Source organism: Pedobacter sp. CFBP9032, assembly GCF_034045265.1.
In the GTDB taxonomy this organism is placed as follows: Bacteria; Bacteroidota; Bacteroidia; order Sphingobacteriales; family Sphingobacteriaceae; genus Pedobacter.
Genome location: NZ_JAXCWE010000002.1, coordinates 65,239 through 84,473, shown reverse-complemented (window position 1 = coordinate 84,473; position 19,235 = coordinate 65,239). Strand labels below are relative to the sequence as shown.

The 19,235-nt window shown below is 38.6% G+C and carries 11 protein-coding genes; 7 read left to right on the top strand and 4 right to left on the bottom strand.

What is annotated here, in order from left to right:
• Positions 1–83 precede the first annotated feature (83 nt).
• The gene (mnmA, locus tag SOM16_RS04160; RefSeq protein ID WP_320462737.1) at positions 84–1,175 is read right to left on the bottom strand and encodes a tRNA 2-thiouridine(34) synthase MnmA; all 1,092 of its coding nucleotides are present in this window, start codon (positions 1,173–1,175) and stop codon (positions 84–86) included.
• A gap of 239 nt (positions 1,176–1,414) precedes the next feature.
• On the opposite strand from mnmA, the gene SOM16_RS04155 reads away from it, so the two are divergent.
• The 6 genes from SOM16_RS04155 to SOM16_RS04130 all read left to right on the top strand — a co-directional run bounded on the left by SOM16_RS04155 (position 1,415) and on the right by SOM16_RS04130 (position 9,269).
• Positions 1,415–3,700: a GH92 family glycosyl hydrolase gene (locus SOM16_RS04155; protein WP_320462736.1), complete on the top strand. Its 2,286-nt coding sequence runs from the start codon at positions 1,415–1,417 to the stop codon at positions 3,698–3,700.
• 526 nt (positions 3,701–4,226) lie between these two features.
• Positions 4,227–5,303, top strand: coding sequence for a glycoside hydrolase family 76 protein (locus SOM16_RS04150; RefSeq protein ID WP_320462735.1), 1,077 nt, complete (start codon positions 4,227–4,229; stop codon positions 5,301–5,303).
• A gap of 13 nt (positions 5,304–5,316) precedes the next feature.
• Positions 5,317–6,741 (top strand): glycoside hydrolase family 125 protein, encoded by a 1,425-nt coding sequence (locus tag SOM16_RS04145; RefSeq protein WP_320462734.1) that lies wholly within the window; start codon positions 5,317–5,319, stop codon positions 6,739–6,741.
• A 392-nt stretch (positions 6,742–7,133) separates the two neighbouring features.
• On the top strand, positions 7,134–8,330 hold the full coding sequence (locus tag SOM16_RS04140; protein ID WP_320462733.1) for a GAF domain-containing sensor histidine kinase: 1,197 nt from the start codon (positions 7,134–7,136) through the stop codon (positions 8,328–8,330).
• Positions 8,314–8,511, top strand: coding sequence for a hypothetical protein (locus SOM16_RS04135; RefSeq protein ID WP_320462732.1), 198 nt, complete (start codon positions 8,314–8,316; stop codon positions 8,509–8,511). The genes SOM16_RS04140 and SOM16_RS04135 overlap by 17 nt, the downstream gene beginning before the upstream one ends.
• A gap of 65 nt (positions 8,512–8,576) precedes the next feature.
• The gene (locus SOM16_RS04130) at positions 8,577–9,269 is read left to right on the top strand and encodes a lysoplasmalogenase (RefSeq protein ID WP_320462731.1); all 693 of its coding nucleotides are present in this window, start codon (positions 8,577–8,579) and stop codon (positions 9,267–9,269) included.
• Between the two features lie 331 nt (positions 9,270–9,600).
• Here SOM16_RS04130 and pbpC read toward each other — a convergent pair whose 3' ends face one another.
• Positions 9,601–11,982: a penicillin-binding protein 1C gene (gene pbpC / locus SOM16_RS04125; protein WP_320462730.1), complete on the bottom strand. Its 2,382-nt coding sequence runs from the start codon at positions 11,980–11,982 to the stop codon at positions 9,601–9,603.
• A 77-nt stretch (positions 11,983–12,059) separates the two neighbouring features.
• The gene (locus SOM16_RS04120; protein ID WP_320462729.1) at positions 12,060–17,648 is read right to left on the bottom strand and encodes an alpha-2-macroglobulin family protein; all 5,589 of its coding nucleotides are present in this window, start codon (positions 17,646–17,648) and stop codon (positions 12,060–12,062) included.
• Between the two features lie 295 nt (positions 17,649–17,943).
• On the opposite strand from SOM16_RS04120, the gene SOM16_RS04115 reads away from it, so the two are divergent.
• On the top strand, positions 17,944–18,372 hold the full coding sequence (locus SOM16_RS04115) for a nuclear transport factor 2 family protein (protein ID WP_320462728.1): 429 nt from the start codon (positions 17,944–17,946) through the stop codon (positions 18,370–18,372).
• A gap of 458 nt (positions 18,373–18,830) precedes the next feature.
• Here SOM16_RS04115 and SOM16_RS04110 read toward each other — a convergent pair whose 3' ends face one another.
• Positions 18,831–19,235, bottom strand: coding sequence for a hypothetical protein (locus SOM16_RS04110; RefSeq protein ID WP_320462727.1), 405 nt, complete (start codon positions 19,233–19,235; stop codon positions 18,831–18,833).

Sequence of the window (19,235 nt, the reverse complement as noted above, 5' to 3'; positions counted from 1 at the left end):
TTTGTTTGGTGTTAGTGTGAATAGGAGTAAACAAAAAAATCCCGGCCATCGCTAGCCAGGATTTGTATTTCCGAAAGGGGTATTTAAACTAAAAAACCACCCCCTAATAAATCATTTCCTTCATAAAATACAGCTGATTGCCCGGGCGCAATAGCAGAAACATTATGATCAAAAACTACGCGCATCCTGTCTTTCTCTTGCACAATCGTACTTAACATGCCTGCATCTTTATAACGGATTTTGGTAATTACATCATTCATTGGTTCTTCAATGCTGGCATATTTAATCAGGTTGATGTTACGAACCATTGCCTCTTTGCGCTCCAATTCATCTGCTTTACCTAAAACCACCGTATTACTTTCGGGTAAGATTTGGGTAACAAACATTGGCTCGCCAAAAGCTATACCTAAACCCTTGCGCTGACCAATGGTGTAGAATGGATAACCTTTATGCTGGCCAACAATCATTCCGTTGCTCAGGATAAAATTTCCACCCGCTACACGATCTTCTAAATCTTCAACTTTGTGTTTTAAGAAAGCACGATAGTCATTATCAGGGACAAAACAAATTTCGTAACTCTCCGATTTTTTAGCCAGTTCTTCCTGGCCCATATCTAAAGCCATTTGCCTGATATCTGATTTTGCAAAACTTCCAAGCGGAAACTTTGTACGGGAAAGATTCTCTTGTGAAACCCCCCAAAGTACGTAAGATTGATCCTTATTTTCGTCTTTACCCTTAGAAATCACATACCTTCCGCTGTCTTGCTGACGAATATTCGCATAATGGCCGGTTGCAATAAATTCACAATCCAGTTTATTGGCACGCTTTAATAAAGCTTCCCATTTAATGTGGGTATTGCAAAGTACACAAGGGTTTGGCGTTCTTCCCGCCAGGTATTCATCAACAAAATTATCGATCACATAATCTCCAAATTCATCGCGAATATCCAATATATAGTGTGGGAAACCGTAATTTACGGCAAGAGTACGTGCATCATTAATACTATCTAATGAGCAACAACCTGTTTCCTTACTGCTGCCACCAGAAGTTGCATAATCCCAGGTCTTCATGGTTAAACCAATCACTTCATAACCCTGCTCATGTAACATAACAGCCGCTACCGAACTATCAACCCCGCCACTCATGGCCACCAGAATTCTACCGTGTTTACTCATTTTTAAAATATAGGTTGCAAAAATAAGGTTTATTTATTTGAAATTATTTGAAGCAAGTCAGTTCGTTGTCAAAAGCGAACGGATAAACTCCAATCCAAAGAAGGTGCCTCATCTTTCATCATGTATATATGACCCATTTTTAAGTTTGATTAAACGTTTTAGTTTATATTTTATGCAGATTTACAAATTAATTTCTACCTTAGAATTTTTGTTGACAACCTTACATTTTCAAACAAACTATGATTAAAAAACTTATCCTGCCTTGTTTTTTGTTTTCGGCATTTTTTGCTGCTGCGCAAGAGAATTTAGTGCAATATGTTAAACCTATTATTGGTACTTCAAAAATGGGGCATACCTATCCGGGTGCAACTGTTCCTTTCGGGGCAGTACAGTTAAGTCCTGAAACTGATACCTTATCTTACGAGGTAAATGGGAAGTACAATGGTGATGTTTATAAGTATTGTGCCGGCTATAAATATGAAGATAAAACAATTGTTGGCTTTAGCCATACGCATTTTAGCGGCACCGGGCATTCAGATCTGGGCGATTTTTTAATTATGCCTACACAAGGCAAGCTGCAGCTAAATCCTGGCACGGCTGACCAGCCTAAAAGCGGATACCGCTCGGCCTACAATCATGCTAATGAAACTGCAGAAGCCGGTTACTATAAGGTAAAATTAGACGATGATAACATTACTGCGGAACTTACATCAACGAACAGGGTAGGGATGCATCAATACACTTTTCCAAAGTCAGATCAATCGCATATTATTTTAGATCTGATGGCTGGAATCTATAATTATGAAGATAAAACCGTATGGACTTATGTTCGTGTGGTGAATGATACTTTGATTACCGGATATCGCCAAACCAATGGCTGGGCCCGAACCAGAACCGTTTATTTTGCTATGAGTTTTTCTAAGCCATTTAAAAGCTATGGTAGAAAAAGCTATGATGCGAAGCAAGCTTACCGAGGCTTCTGGGGAAAGTTTAATCAGGATCAGAATTTCCCTGAAATTGCCGGAAAGAAGATTAAAATGTTCTTTGATTTCGATACCAATGAAGGAGAAAAGATAAAAATCAAGTTTGCATTATCGCCGGTTAGTCAGGAAAATGCACTACAAAATATGCGTACTGAAATTTCTGGTTGGGATTTTAATCAGGTAAAGGCACAAGCTCAGTCTACCTGGAATAAGGAATTAAATAAAATTCAGGTAACCACATCAAACAATAATAAAATAAACTTCTACACGGCATTATATCACGCATTCATCAATCCAACAACTTACACAGATGTAAATGGCGAGTATAAAGGTTTAGATCAGAATGTACATAAAGCAGATGGCTTTACTAACTATACTACTTTTTCTTTATGGGACACTTACCGGGCGCTGCATCCATTTTTTAATATTACGCAGCCCGCTCGGAGTAATGATATGGTTAAATCTATGCTTGCCCATTACGATCAAAGCAGTTTGCATATGTTGCCAATCTGGTCGCATTATGCCAATGATAACTGGTGTATGAGTGGCTATCATAGCGTTTCGGTTATTGCAGATGCCATTATTAAAGGTACTTATAATGGAGATGCCAATAAAGCATTGGACGCTTGTGTAGTTACGGCAAAACATAGGGATTATGAAGGGATTGGCTATTACATGGATAAGGGTTATATTCCGGCAGAAAAGAGTGGTGTCTCTGTTTCCAATACGCTGGAATATGCTTATGATGATTGGGCAATTGCCCAATTGGCGAAAAAATTGAACCGTACAGATGTATATGAGGAGTTTATCAAGCGTTCGCAAAACTGGAGAAACAATTATGACCCTGCTTCTGGATTTATGCGCCCGAAACTGGCCGATGGAACTTTTAAAAAAGCATTCGATGCTAAAGATACCGAAGGGCAGGGCTTTATAGAAGGAAACAGTTGGAATTATAGTTTCTTCGTTCCTCATGATCCAACATCTTTAATTGAAGTGATGGGGGGTAAAAAGAAATTCGCTGCTCGTTTAGATTCTTTGTTTAGCATGCATTTGCCAGATGAGTTTTTCGCGCACACGGAAGACATCACCCGCGAGGGCATTATTGGTGGTTATGTTCACGGTAATGAACCTGCCCATCATGTTGCTTATCTCTACAACTGGACCGATGAAGTTTATAAAGGTCAGGCACAGATCCGCCATATTTTAAATATGCAATATAAGCCGACGGCTGATGGTCTGGGTGGAAACGATGATTGTGGTCAGATGAGTGCATGGTATATGTTTTCCGCAATGGGCTTCTATCCGGTAGCACCAGGTGCAGATGTGTATTCTTTAGGAAGCCCATTGGTTAACAAAGCGGTTATTCATCTCGAGAATAGCAAAATATTTACAGTGGAGGCCCTAAACCAAAGTGCTAAAAACGTTTATGTGCAAAAAGTAATGCTGAATGGAAAGGAAATCTCTAACCACAACATTAAACATGAGGACATTACAAAGGGTGGTAAACTTACTTTTTACATGAGTGCCAAACCAAAAAAATAATAGCCTGGACTACTGATTTTGCAGCCATGACCTATGGTAGCGCATATTCGCCCGATTTTTGATCGGGCGTTTTTTTTGTTTTTAAAAAGAGTTCCTTTGCACCTGCCGGCACCATTTATCGGGATGGAAAAGGCGCATTTAAAAAAATCACGATTCTCAGCTAACGCTTTAAAATGTTACTGCATTAGGCGAAAGCCGTGGGTTAGCCTGCTGGGTTCTTCGTATCACTATAAAAGAAATGTATTTTTGCACTGCTTCTTCATGCTTAAATAGTAAAATTTCAACTCAATTTTTCCTCAACCTTAATGCCCTTTGTAATAAATTGAATAGGAATAGGAAAATCGATTTAGGAATGCCACAATTGCACTTTCCAATTTTGATATTAAGTAAATTTTGATAATATTTGTTTACGTTCTAACCAAATGATGATCAATAAGTCTTTTCTATCAAAAACGAATTGCTGCTATCATTTTATCGAACAACATTATTTAGTAAATACAATCAGATCAGAAATTTAATCATGTCAATGCGGTATCACATAGCCAGCGTAATGCTCAGCTTAATTTTTATTTCGCCTTTGGGTAGTTGTTTCGCCCAAACTACTAAGCAGGAATATTTAAAGAGAATTGAGGTTATTGAGCAAAATATACAAAAGTATTTTGTAGCCGGAGATCACAGATTATACCTTGAAAATATCGGGAAACATGAAAAACCATATTCTTATTTATGGCCGCTTTGTGCACTGATTCAGGCTAAAAATGAGACAGAAGTCTTGAAGAAAAATAAAGGTATGCAACCTGTAATTAAGGCTATCAATCAGTATTATACCAAAGCATCACCAGCACCTTCTTATCAATCTTATGTAGAAAAAAGTTCTCGATTTTATGATGATAACCAATGGATTGCAATTGCTTACCTAAATGCTTACGAGCGTACAAAAGATAAATTTTATTTTAACAAAGCCAAAGAAATTTACTCTTGGCTGTTAACCGGTTATGATGAGAAAACAGGTGGTGGTTTATATTGGAAAGAAGATGAAAAAACCTCTAAAAATACCTGTTCTAACGGACCAAATATCTTAGTCTCCTTAGAATTATATCGTGCAACAAAAGAAAAGAAGTACCTGGATACTGCTTTACTGGTTTATAACTGGACAAATAAAAACCTGAGGGGCAATGATGGAATTTTTTACGACGCCATTAATGTTTCATCCTTAAAAATAGATTCGGCTGTTTACACTTATAATACAGGCACGATGCTGGAATCAAATGTTATTCTCTATCAAATCACGAATGATACTAAATACCTTAATGAAGCTAAATTAATAGCTACCGCGGCGGAGAAAAGATTTTACAAAAATGGAAAATTACCAGGTCACTATTGGTTTAATGCTGTATTATTGCGTGGCTATTTAGCTTTATATGCGGTAGAGAAAGATGCTTCGCGTTTAAAGTTTTTTATTGATGACGCAAATCGTGTGTGGAATAATGAGCGTGATCATCGAAATCTTTTGGGCAGGGAATCAAATAAAACGTTGCTGTCGCAAGCCGGAATTTTAGAAATTTATGCAAGGCTAGCGGCTTTAAATTTAACCAAATCATAATATATATATTTAAATGAGAAGAAGAACATTCCTTCAAAATACCGGATTGCTTGGTGCTGGTGTAGTGGCATCAAAGTTTTCATTTGCAGCCAGCTTAGTACCCGAATTTCCGGTAGTACGTGTTGCAGCTGGGAAAAGACATTTTCAGAGTAAAGCAGTAAATGCTGCGATTAAAACTTTCCAGTCGAAGGTTAAAAACCCCGAGTTAACCTGGCTTTTTGAAAATTGCTTTCCAAATACTTTAGATACAACAGTATATTATTCGGAGAAAAACGGAAAACCAGATACCTATGTTATTACGGGAGATATCGACGCAATGTGGCTTCGGGACAGCTCTGCGCAAGTATGGCCTTATCTTCAATTTATAAACGAGGATGAGCCATTAAAGAAATTAATTGCAGGAGTAATCAATCATCAAACAAAATGTGTGTTGAAAGATCCATATGCCAATGCTTTTTATGGCGATGCCAATAAAGTAGGTGAATGGAAAACCGACGATACCGCGATGCAGCCAGGTGTGCATGAGCGTAAATGGGAAATCGATTCACTGTGTTACCCCATTCGTTTAGCTTACCATTATTGGAAAAAAACTGGTGATAAAGCACCATTTGATGCCGATTGGAAGAAGGGAATTGAAGCCATCCTTAAAACCTTTAAAGAGCAACAGCGTAAAACTGGTCATGGTCCATATCATTTTCAACGCCAAACTAATAAACCTACAGATTCTTTGCCAATGGCAGGATATGGTTTTCCGGTAAATCCTGTCGGACTAATTTGTTCAGCATTCCGTCCAAGTGATGACGCAACAATTTTTCCTTTTTTAATTCCTTCTAACTTTTTTGCAGTATCCAGTTTAAAACATGCTGCTGAAATGATTAAAGCCCTGCAGCCTGATCAAACTTTAGAAAGTAATTTACTTAATCTGGCAGAAGAAGTAAATGCTGCGCTACAGAAACATGCTATTGTTAACCATCCAAAATATGGTAAAATTTATGCTTTCGAAACGGATGGCTTTGGAAGCAATTACCTGATGGATGATGCGAACGTACCAAGTTTGTTAAGTTTACCTTATTTAGGGGCAATGGATAGTGAAGATCCGATCTATCAGAACACGCGTAAATTTGTGCTTTCTACTGATAACCCTTACTTTTTTAAAGGTACAGCTGCTGAAGGAATTGGCGGACCTCACGTTGGACAGGATATGATCTGGCCGATGAGTTTAACAATGCGCGCATTGACTTCTAAAGATGATGCAGAAATCAAATATTGCATCAGTACCTTGCAAAAAACGCATGCAGGCAAAGGTTTTATGCACGAATCATTTCATAAAGATGATCCGGCAAACTTTTCGAGAGCCTGGTTTGCATGGTCTAATACCTTATTTGGCGAATTATTATGGAAAACTTACCATGAGAAACCAGCATTGTTAAAAGTTTAATAATTTATATGGAGGCAGTATCGAAATATTAATCATTTAGATATGTCATGCTAAGCTTGTCGAAACACCGTTAAAAATATTTTTAAACGTCTTTCGACATGCTACCATTTACAAATGTTGGTAGCCATCTGTATTTCAAAGAATAAATCAAAGTCATTTATATCATTGTGAAATATAGAATCTTCTATAATGAAGGGTGGATTTATCAACACGTATAAATAAGTTACCTGTTGTGTGTTCTACCGACGGTAATAATAAAGGCTCAGTCTTATCTTTCAAATTTGCTAAATCAGCGGATATCATACCTACTTATGTAAAACATATGACACAACCTGTGTTTGGTTTTTTTGAATGTTTTAAATTTTGTACTTTGCTAAAAATAAGATTAAGATTTGCAAAACGCTCAGAATAACATCCTGAATGACATTGAGGCGATCGGAAAAATCCCCACTGTTTCCCACATTCTTGAAATTGTTTGTCATATTACGGGCATGGGTTTTTCGGCCATAGCCAGGGTTACAAGTGATAAGTGGATTGCTTGTGCGGTTAAAGACAACATTAATTTTGGATTAATAAAGGGAGGTGAATTAAAACTAGAAACGACTATCTGTAACGAAATCAGGCAGCATCAAAGTCCGGTAGTGATTGACAACGTAGATACAGATGAGATTTTTTCGCATCACCAAACACCAGAGATATATGGCTTTAAGAGCTATATTTCAATGCCTATTATTTTGAAAAGTGGTGATTTCTTTGGTACGCTGTGTGCGATTGATCCGTCGCCGGCGAAAGTAAATACACCATCAATTATCAGTACTTTCAGAATGTTTGCGGATTTAATCGCGTTCCATTTGGATGCTGTAGAACAGTTAGCGGCATCTGAAGAAAAACTTCAGCAGGAATTGAAAACTGCTGAATTGCGGGAACAGTTTATTGCCATACTTGGGCACGATTTGCGTAATCCATTAAATGCAATTTCCAGTAGCGCACAGCTCTTAGATCGTTTAAACCATGAAGAACGAACGCATCGTCTGGTAAATATCATCAGAGATTCTTCCTATCGCATGAATGGACTGATTGAAAATATGCTCGATTTTGCCAGTGGCCGATTGGGCGGTGGAATATCCATTTCCTTAAATCCTGATGAAGATCTGGAAAAAAGTCTCCTCCAGGTGGTTGATGAGATACAGGCCGTTTGGCCTGATCGTAAGATCAAATTAAACTTCGATTTTAAATCACCAGTAACTGCCGATGGTAAACGGGTAGCGCAACTGTTTTCGAATCTCCTGGGAAATGCATTGAACTACAGCACGCCAGATTCTACTATTGAAATTACAGCATCGAGCAATGCGAAAGAATTTAATCTTTGTGTAGCAAATGAAGGAAAGAAAATTCCGGATGCAGCAATGGAACGTTTATTTCAACCATTTTCCAGGGGAGAAGTAGAACCAAATCAAAAGGGATTAGGTTTAGGCTTATACATTGCCTCAGAAATTGCTCATGCACACGGTGGAGAACTTTCTGTAAGTTCTACTACCGATAAAACTTGTTTTACGCTAAATATACCAACAAATGATCCTTGTAAATGATAATCTACCAACGTCAATGCTTTTAGATATTAAAGTCGGCGATACCATTTTAAATGATAAAGGCTTATCTGGAGTTGTGGTTAATATCGCTATTCAAGAAACCGATGATTTTTTGATGTTAATTTTCGGTCTGCAGGAAGGTGGTCAAATCACCACGAAAAAACTGCGTCAGGTTTGTTAGACCAGGTACGGCGTATCTGTTAATATTTGTAGTTTTGCTGGTAAATCAGTAAAAAGCAAATTTCAATGAAAACTAAACTTTTTGCCCTCGTTTTTGGATTGGTTGGAATTATTCAGTTATATGCAGAAGCAGTTGGTCATATTCCACTTCGTAATTTTTCAAAACCAATTGTTGTCATCATATTACTGGTTTGGCTTTATCGTGCAACAGATCTGCGCGGGCGCTTTCATAAGCAGATATTCACAGGCTTAATTTTTAGTTTAATTGGTGATGTTTTCCTGATGTTGCAAGCTAACAACACTAGCTTTTTTAACTACAGCCTGATTGCATTTTTGCTTTGCCATATTTTTTATATCAGGGCATTTACCCTGGATCATAAGTCTAATCCCGATGTAAGAAACCCATTCTTTTTGTGGGGAACGGGTGCCTTAATTATTTTTTGCATCGGCTTGTTTTTCTATTTACAACCTTTTTTGGGCGCGATGCAGTTTGCTATTTTGATCTATGCTATTGTGATTACTTTTATGGCCATTATGGCGTTGAACCGATATGGGAAAGTTAACTTATCTAGTTTTCAACTGATCTTGTTTGGTGCTTTGTTTTTTCTCTTATCAGACAGTATTCTGGCTGTCAATAAATTTAGCATACCCATTCCTCAGGCTGGTGTACTGATCATGGCGACCTATATGATCGCCCAATACTTCATCGTTTACGGAACAGTGGTACGGGAATTAGTGGTGAAGCAAACGGAGATATAAGCTGTAGGGAGGTTTGAATTTAATTCTTGAGGGATATATTTAACCGCAAAGGGCGCGGAGTGAAGGCGCAAAGTATGCAGAGGATTCTGTTTGGTTAAGGAAAGATGCATTATTATCTGGGTGAATTTAACCGCAAAGGGCGCGGAGTAAGGGCGCAAAGTATGTAGGGTATTATGTTTGGTTAAGAAAAGATGCATTATTATTGGGGGAGAATTTAACCGCAAAGGGCGCGGAGTGAAAGCGCAAAGTATGCAAAGTATTCTGTTTGGTTAAGAAAGATTAGCGTTCTTTGGGCAGATCTTCAAATTCTTAGCGGTTAAATCACCATACCTTAATTTCTACGCTTATTTTCCTTATCTAATATCGTAAATACCTGCACCAATCTTTCACCATTTTCATCTACAAGCGTAAGCGTGTGTTTGCCCGGTGGCGGGCTAATTGCCATCTGGTGATAGTTTGTTGTAGTCGCAAAATATTCATTATCAAGGTGCCAGTAAATTTTTGAACTTTGATTTCGATGTGCTGCATTCAAGATTATTTTCCCCCTTGTTCCATCCAGTTCCAGCGGAATATATACGATTGCATTGTTTTTAGGATAGATCAATTCCATCACATTGTTGCCGCCGCCATTTTCGCAGCCACTCATAAACGGGGGCAATGCCTTATAATCGCTATTCTTGATTTTGTAGTAATATTCCATTGCTGGTGGTAAAACAAACCAGCTTTTATGCTGCATATTGGTAATGGTTTCGCACTGGTCGGTTACCCGGTACGTAGCAGTTCTATCTAAATGGATAAGTTTATGAAACGGACAGATAACGGTTTTTTCGCCAGCGGTAGGTACCCATTCATCTACTAAATCAGGACAGTTTTCTCCAGCCTTATAACCACTCTGTTTACAGACTTTTAGCTTTTTTAATTTTGTTTTTGGCGTTTCAAACCATTTTCCGTTAGGGAGTAGTCTAAAAAGATCAAATAGCACAGGGGCAGCCGCTTCTATTCCTACTAAACCAGGTCTGCCTTCGCCGTCTGCATTACCTACCCAAACACAAACCACATAATTTGGTGTTAAACCAATAGCCCAAGCATCGCGGAAGCCAAAACTTGTTCCTGTTTTCCAGGCTACCCTTTGTGAGGAGGAAAACTGCTCCCATAAGCCTTCATCACCAGGTCGCATAACTTCTTCCATTGCATTAAAAGTTGACCAGATTGCGCCATGGTCTAGAAAAGAATTTCTTTGGTAATCTTGGTCATTTTTTTCTTCCGTTTGATAATAAGTGGCTTGTTTATAATCATTTGGGTTATACAAGCCTTTGTGAGCATTAAAATGATTTAACGTTCTCACCATGCCCATGTAAGTGTTGGCCAAATCCCACATAGTTACCTCGCTGCCACCCAGAATCAGCGATAAACCATAATGATCAGCAGGTTGATTCAATGTTCCGATACCTAATTTTTTAAGTTTATCGTAAAACCGCTCATATTTATATTGCTGCAGCATTTTTACCGCAGGAATATTCAGCGAGCGACTTAATGCTTTATCGGCAGAAATAGCGCCATCGTAACCCAGATCGTAATTCTGTGGAGAATAGCCAGCTATTTGTGTTGGTACATCTGGAATTAAGGTATGAGGGAGAATGAATCCATCATTGAGCATACTGGCATACAGCAGCGGCTTCAGCGTACTTCCCGGACTCCGGGGTGCCTTAATCATGTCTACGTGACTCAGTAATTCAATATTTTCAGGCTGATAAATATTCCCGACATAGCTTACCACATGTCCTGTTTTAGCATCTAGAATCAGTGCTGATATGTTATTAATATCATTGGCCCGATATCGGTTATTGTAACGTTTTAATATGGAGTTCACTTTTAACTGAACGTCTTCATTTATAGTCGAGGTAATCCTGGTTGAATTGATTTCCAGCAGCACCCTTTCAGCTTTGAAACGGTTTAAAAGATGAGGTGCATTTTGTGGTAAGGGAAGTGGCTTCCCTGGAATGGGTTCGAGTTTGGCCAGGTTGGCAGTACTTTGATCTATATATTTCAAGGTAGCTAATTTATCCAGCAAATCGTTCCGCTTTTTAATTAGTCTGTTAGAATTTTTCCCCGGATGAACAAGTGAAGGACTGTTGGGTAAAACAGCTAAAGTTGCCATTTCTCCCCATGAAAGCATTTTTGCATTCCGACCATAGTATCTCCAACTTGCTGCTTCCAGGCCGACGACATTACTTCCGAAGGGCGCGTTTGCTGCGTAAAGACCAATAATTTCTTCTTTGGAGTACCTGAATTCTAAACGGAAGGCGAGTATGATCTCGTATAATTTTTGCCAGATTGTTCGATCCTGTTTTCTCGATAAACGAATTACCTGCATGGTTAAGGTACTTCCACCACTCACGACACTTTTGGCTTTCAGGTTTTGTCGCATTGCCCGGCTCATGGCTAAAATATCTACACCGAAATGTTGGTAGAATCGCTTGTCTTCAAAAGCAATGATACAATCCTTAAATTTCACGGGCACAGAATCCGCCACTGGAAAACGCCACTGTCCGTCGGAGGCTATTGCAGCACTCAATAAGTTGCCATTACTGGCCTCAATTACAAATGAGGTTGGAGATTTGAAGAGTTTGGCTGGTAATAAAAAGAAGAAAACCAACAGTAAAGCAAGGCAAATGATATCAGAAATTAAAAATGCTTTAGGGGTTTTGTTCATTTAATTTTAGAAAATTAGAAACCTCACATGTTTTTAAAACATGTGAGGTTTGGAGATATGAATAAATTAAATAGTGGCTATTTCACTACTTGCACCCATTTACCATCTTGTGTTGCCGAAATATCATTGTTATACATCGCCTCACACTGCACAGCTGATAAATAGTATTTTCCTAGATACGAAGCATTCAGCAATACCTTATAAACTAAACTTTCATTTTCCCGGATATTGAAATAAGTAAATACACGGTCGTCGCGAATATCCTGGTAGGTGAAAGGAGAAGAAGCCAGAATACTTTGATTGTCATTCACCCTGGTATTGATGATTTCCCATCCAGAAGGGAAGATCTGGGTCAGTGCCATTTGCTCGTAATAGCCCATTCTTCCAGGATTCTTTACGGTTACCTCCGCATAAAAATCCATTCCCTGTTTTAAAGTTGTTGGATCTAAAGTTGTTCCATTTAAACGTTTGTAAACCACATTCATATCCAATACCTCCGGACGGTTTGGTAAGAAATTATTCTGTCCGGCAACAGGTTGTCCCTCCAAAACCAAACGAACGAATAACACATTGTTGCCCTTATTGGTTACAGAAGCTGTATTTCCTTTGAAATTTATAGCAGTACTATTCAGGTACTGGCCTGAGTTAACCGGCACTGACTTCCCATCTAAAACATATTGATATTGCAATTTATTCGAAGATTGATTCGTGCCACAGAATTTGGCAATTGCCAGTAAACTATATGCGGTAGTTTGCGTACTGTACCAGGTATTTTCACCCAGTTTTGCAGCTAAGGGTTGCAAGAGACTGGCAGCTTTAGCTTTTTGCCCTAATAAAGTTAATGTCTCTAAAATCATCGCCTGGTCACGAACATCAGAACCATAAGTTCCACCCAATTGTTTGTATGGCTGGATAGAAGTATCTAAACCACGAATCATATTTTGGGCAACATCGTTCTGACCGGCAAGTTTATAAGCTGCTGCCAAGCGCCACTTCGCAGAAACCGATAGATATTCGAAAGCCTTCAATCTGTTCATCGCTGCCATTTCTGGTTTTTTAGCTAAAGCAAGCATATATAAACGATAAGCCTGAGCCAAATCACCACCGTAGAAATTATTGCTATTAGGCGCCCAGTTGGCTGCTTTTGTTTTTTGGTAACGCAAGAGTTCATCAAGTAAGCCAACAGGTAGCGTATAACCTGCATTTTGTGCTTCTACTAAAAAGTGTCCGCCATAGTTACTTCCCCATTCATCGGCATTACTATCTCCAGGCCAGTAAGATAATCCGCCATCAGTAGTCTGAAAACCTTTGATTTTGATAATTCCAGCCTTGATGTTTTTCTCTGTCATGGCTTTTTGCTGCTCACTTAAAGGGCTTAATCTATCCAAATACAATTGGGGGAAAACGCTTGAAGTGGTTTGTTCAATACATCCGTGTGGATACTGAATTAAATAATTTAACCGCTGTTTTAGATTTATTGCAGGAATTGAAGATACTTCTAATGATCCTGAATTCGTACCTGTCATCCCAATGGGCGAGTAATTTAAGGCCCATTTTTGGCCAGGCTGCAACGTTGCAGAAACGACATTGGTGATGTAAGGATTAGGATTACGAATATCCATCTCGACATCGTAATCTGTTCTTTCACCGCCACTTTGAGCCACCACTTTAACTTTAGCAATACCCACGGTATTGGGTGCCTTTACCTCAAAATAAGCCATTTGCTCACCAGTTTGCTTATAGTAAAGTTGCTGTTTGTTTGATCCCTGAACAATCAGGTTACTGGCTTGAAGCTGAACAGAAACATTTTTAAGATTTTTTTCTGTGGCAAAAACGGTAACGGGTAGGGTAAACGTTTCACCCGGACCGATTACCCGAGGTAACGTTGCCAGAACCATTAATGGCTTTTTCACCTGAACAGATTTTTCAGCAAAACCATATGCTGCATCTTGGCCAGCAACAACCATTGCCCGAACTGCACCTATATATTGAGGCAATTTAAATTTATGGGTTTTGCTTTCTCCTTTGCCAATGGTAAACGGTCCCATAAATTTCACCACTGCTTTAAAGCGATTTGCCTTTGCAGGATTTAAATTTTTATTGATGCTTCCATCACCACCAATACTGAGGATTCTTTCCAGATTCCCGCCCCATGCACCTAAAACGTAATCAAATAAATCCCATGTTTTAACGCCTAATCCTTCGCGTGCATAGAATGCACCATGTGGATCCGGTGTTTTAAATCGCGTTAAATCAAGCAGACCTTCATCAACCAGGGCAATGGTATAAGTCATTGCCTTGCCATTTTGCTCTCCAACTGTAATGGTATTATCTGTTTCTGGCTTGATTTTATCCAACATTTTGATGGTTGGCTTCAATATTGTTTGTGGGTCTTCTACCAAAATCGGAATGGCGCCATACATTCTGATCGGCAAATCGTTCACCGTTTGCGCATGTGGTTGCAACAGCGTAATATTTGCAAAAACATTTGGAGCCATTTCCTTCTCTGCCTTAAATTTATATTGTGTTTGACCAGCCTTTGTATCAATCCAGAAGGTTTTTAAAACCCGACTTCCATTTTCAATGGATACCAGTGCCCGTCCGTTTTCTGCAGTTGGAATGGTTAAAGTAATATCTTCACCAACGGTAAATTTTTCTTTATTGGCCGTGAAAGACAACATAGATGCTTCAGTTGGATTCGATCCCTGTTCGCGCTGCGCCCAACCTGGCCAATCTACATAGACGGATTTCCCTGTAACGTGACCACCATTTAAATCACGGATTAAAATTAAATAACGACCCCATTCTGGTTCATCAACCCTTAGATTCCAACTTCCTTTACCATTTGATAAAGTTACCTGTTTGGTTTCTACCAGTTTATTATATTCGTTTTGAGTAAAGTTTGCAAAGGTGTATTGATCATCCTGTTCCCACCACCAGCGCCATTGTGTTTTGTATAATTCTACCTGAACGGTTTTGCTTCCCGCCAGTAATTTCCCATCTGTATTTACATTTACAATCTCAATCTTATGGTCTTTACCTGTTACCAGCATGCCACTTAGCTTATCGCCTTTTTCTGGCCGGATACCTAAATAGCTACTGTAAACATGGTAAGGAATACTGAAATTGTCGATACTGAAGTTACCACCTGGTTCAAAAACTTTAGTGGTAAAATTCGCTCTCAAAATACCTGGTGCTGTGTTATTCTCATTTAAATTGGTGTTGATCTGAGCGGTTCCAGCAGCATTTAACGATCCTTCGAAAATGGTTTTAACCTGAGATTGAAAGTTCACCGTTGGATTGTCAAAACTGTAGCCTTCGAAACCTTTAAATTTAGTTTCTGTAGTATTTAAATTTACGTCAACCTTCGCTTTCAGGTTTTGAGCAGCGGCTCCAAACAGCCACTTGGCAGATAGGGTAGCAGCAGATGTTCCAGCCTTTAAGTACGACCTGTTGCCGACATTAAAATCAATCTTTAACCGATTTGGCATCACCGTTTCAATTTTCAACGTTTTGGTGAATGTTGCACCACCAGCCTTAACCTTTGCTGTCCAGTTGCCTGTAGGGGAAGTATTTTCAGTTACCGTTTTAAAAGTGTAAAAACCATTTACAGGCTTGCCATTAATTAAACGTTTATATAATTGCCCTTTTGGATTAGACAATTCCATTGTAACCGGATAGTTGGCTGGCAATTTCTTTAATTTATCTTCCAGCACGAAAGAAACGAATAGACTATCACCCGGTCGCCAAACCCCGCGTTCGCCATAAATAAAGCCCTTTATTCCACTTTGGACAACATCACCACCAACATCAAATCTACTTAATGGGAGCGAACTGCCATCATCTAGTTTCAAGTATCCACGTTCGGATCCTTTTTTAGCTATTAACAGGAAGGGTTGGCGTTTCAAATCAAATCTGGCAAAGCCATCTCCATCGGTTTTGGTAGTGAAGATAATTTGTTTTTGATAATCCATTAATTCCAGTTCAATACCGCTTAATGGTTTTGCGGTTAACAAATCTGTGGCTACAATGAGCATACTATTATCATTGCCGCGTTTGGCAACCAGGCCAATATTCGAAGCGAGTAGGTTACGGCTAACCCAGCGCTGGTTAGAATAAAAAGAAGGCGTACAAGGATTATCGCGATCATTCCAACGGTAATTGGTAGGATAGTAATTATTATACCGTTGCCAGAAATCATCGTCTTCATCTATTTTCTCTCCGTAGCCCTCATTCTCACCATAATAACTATCATCACCGTCTTCAGCCTTTTCATCATTGGCCTTACAGTTGTAAGCATTGTATTCTCTTCTGAAAGCTATAGTTACCCTGTACATTGCGCCAGGTTCCGTACGGATCATCTTATCCAGATCCAATGTAAAACGGTTCTTTTTATGAAGATTCAAAGCTTTATCCTCATCTAAACGAACAGTTTTTTGAAGAATTGGCTTCGCTACACGTCGGAGTTCATTACCATCACGGTAGCTATTAGACTGGAAAAATTGAGGGATATTATTTTCATAAATTTTAATAACCGTAACATCAACGGCTTTCAGGTTAATTGCCTCAAATGGCAATACAAGTTTATCTGAATTGGGCAGGATCGTTCCGGCACCAGAAATGGTAACGGCCGGTAATTTATCTTCAAAAACCAAATTAGCAGTTTTCCCCCCGGCGAGTGTTTTGCCATTAATGTTTTCAATGCCATTGTTTACGTTTAAGGCAAAATTCCCTTTAAGCTCTTCAGCAGCGTAAACCTTTACCTGACTGGCATCAATGGTATATCTTAAATCACTTAGATTCCCGAGGGAAATCATTCCTGTTAAATCCTGGCCCACACCGATGGGTTCTGAGAATTGAACCAATGCATAATCTTCTTCACCCTGAACGGCTTTGATATCGAGAACTTCAAATTTATTTAACGCTGGAATACGAATTTCTTCTTTACCTTTTTCGTTAGCATCAATTGCATCACCATCCCAGTCCAATTTCAAGATCTGATCTGTTGCTTTTTTCTTAATGCTATCAATAGTAAATTTTGAAATGTTTTTCGCCAGGTCGTGCTGCCATTTTATTTTGAGCTTCTGATCGAAATCAAGTTCAATTATTTTCTCAATTTTCGAACTTTCCTCCACATCGGCGGTTGCCACTTCACCGGTTAATTTCATGTAATCTAAAGAAGTGTTATTTTGCGATACCAGGCCATTTTGAGCTAGCATAATGCCCGGGGTGATTACCTTGAATTCAAAGTCGAAATCTTCGAGACCTTTTTCTGTAGCAGAAACTTCTGATAATTTGAAACTTGCTTCGTATTCTTTACCGGGTTTCAGATTTTCATCTGGTCTGAATTCTACTGTTTGCGGGTCGATCCAATAGGTTTTTCCTGAAATCGATGGTGAAAAATCAAATAAATCCCGGGAATCAGCTTTTCCTAAATCTTGCATTCCTGTGGCAGCGTTGGCCAAATGCACCCGAATAAAACTTTTTTTAGAAATGGTACCCGATGTATAAGCTTCAATATATTTCGCATAAGCCTGGTTATCTTCATTTGATTTCTTCTTGTGCCGGAAATAAATGAAAAGTATTGCCGCAATAGAAACGGCTAATATGCCTATAAAAATGAATTTCTTTTTGGATGAGGACTGGTAAGTAGATGGTTGTTCCATTTTATTTTATTAGATGCGAATGAAAATAGACTAAAATTTTCAATTAATTGAAAGATGTGGAAAATTAAGATACTTTTAGAATTAAACCGTAATATTAAACAGTCATCTTGTTTGGGTATGTTGTACTATATTTCTGTATGATAACATTATAATTTGGGAGTTATTTTTTTTGAGCAGGATATTTATTTATGTTTCCTAAGCTATAAGTATAGAGAAATTGATCTTTTAGGCATTTCGATTTGTTCCTTTAAATTGATTTAGATAAGTTTACCGCATCAACCTAACTCTACCAGATATGATTAAGAAATTATTAGCTGTTGCAGCCCTGATTTTAAGTGTAAATTTGGCTTTTGCGCAAAAAGCTACAGTAGAGGAGGCGGTAACCCGACTATCGAAACTAATGGTTAACCCTGATAGTATTGCACTGGATAAGTTGATTCTGAATAATTTAAGCTACGGTCATTCGAGTGGTAAGGTTCAAACCAAACAGGAATTTATGCATTCTTTACTTTCTGCAGAATCTGATTTTGTAGAGATCAACTTAACAGATCAAACCGTAACCATTCAAAATAAAACCGCTTTGGTTAGGCATACATTAAGTGCTAAAACAAATGATAAGAATGTTCCGGGAAATGTGAAATTATTTATTCTACTCATTTGGAGTAAGGAAAAAGCTGGCTGGAAATTACTTGGCAGACAGGCGGTTAAAGTACCGGAAAAATAGTCTTTAGTCCAAAGTCTTTAGTCAATAGTCTTGGGCGCAAGAGAGTTTGGAGTGGTGAGTTTTTAGTTTGGAGTCTGTAGCCTGTAGTTCAAAGTCTTTAGTCAATAGTCTAAAGTTATTCCAAAGTCTCGGGCGCTTAGATGTTCTACGTTTAAAATCTGGAGTGCTGTTTCTTACTAACCTACTAACCCCTCTAACCTTTTAAACACTGATCTGGAGTCAGTAGTTCAAAGTCTTGGGCGCAAGGGGAGTTTGGAGTGGTGAGTTTTTAGTTTGGAGTCTTAGTCAGTGGTCCAAAGTCTTGGAAGCATAGATGTTCTACGTTTAAAATCATGATTATTGTTTCTTCCTAACCTACTAACCCTCTAAACCACTAAACTTCTAACCTCTTAAACCATAAAAGGTACGCCAACTATTAATGACTCCAGACTTAATACTTATCACTTAAAACTTAGTACTTATCTAATCATCACACCCGGCCTGTTTACCAATGGAATTTTAATGAAATTCGCATCAACGATACTTTCTGGAAGGAAAATGAATTTTTTATCATAAATGGTAGCGCCGATATAATAACTCAGCCAATACTCATTAGTCAGACCAAAGACTTCAGGATCAATCGCCTCAACGCCTTTAAAATCCTGCGCGTTCATATCACCGATGAAATGTCTCAACACAGATGTTTTAACCTGCTTACCGTCTTTTATGCCATAACCTTTTGAACTAATCAAGACATTCGTAATTGGCTCATCTTTTAGGTTAACAAGATAAACAGTCCAGTTTTTTACCTCTGGTGTTTCACCCATCAGCACAACGGCCATAGCGATATCTTCAACTGTATTTTCTGGTAAATCTGATTTCAT

Coding starts and splice junctions, on each gene's coding strand:
- mnmA (WP_320462737.1), bottom strand. CDS start 1,175: ATGAGTAAACACGGTAGAATTCTGGTGGCCATGAGTGGCGGGGTTGAT.
- SOM16_RS04155 (WP_320462736.1), top strand. CDS start 1,415: ATGATTAAAAAACTTATCCTGCCTTGTTTTTTGTTTTCGGCATTTTTT.
- SOM16_RS04150 (WP_320462735.1), top strand. CDS start 4,227: ATGCGGTATCACATAGCCAGCGTAATGCTCAGCTTAATTTTTATTTCG.
- SOM16_RS04145 (WP_320462734.1), top strand. CDS start 5,317: ATGAGAAGAAGAACATTCCTTCAAAATACCGGATTGCTTGGTGCTGGT.
- SOM16_RS04135 (WP_320462732.1), top strand. CDS start 8,314: ATGATCCTTGTAAATGATAATCTACCAACGTCAATGCTTTTAGATATT.
- SOM16_RS04130 (WP_320462731.1), top strand. CDS start 8,577: ATGAAAACTAAACTTTTTGCCCTCGTTTTTGGATTGGTTGGAATTATT.
- pbpC (WP_320462730.1), bottom strand. CDS start 11,982: ATGAACAAAACCCCTAAAGCATTTTTAATTTCTGATATCATTTGCCTT.
- SOM16_RS04120 (WP_320462729.1), bottom strand. CDS start 17,648: ATGGAACAACCATCTACTTACCAGTCCTCATCCAAAAAGAAATTCATT.
- SOM16_RS04115 (WP_320462728.1), top strand. CDS start 17,944: ATGATTAAGAAATTATTAGCTGTTGCAGCCCTGATTTTAAGTGTAAAT.
- SOM16_RS04110 (WP_320462727.1), bottom strand. CDS start 19,235: ATGAAATCAGATTTACCAGAAAATACAGTTGAAGATATCGCTATGGCC.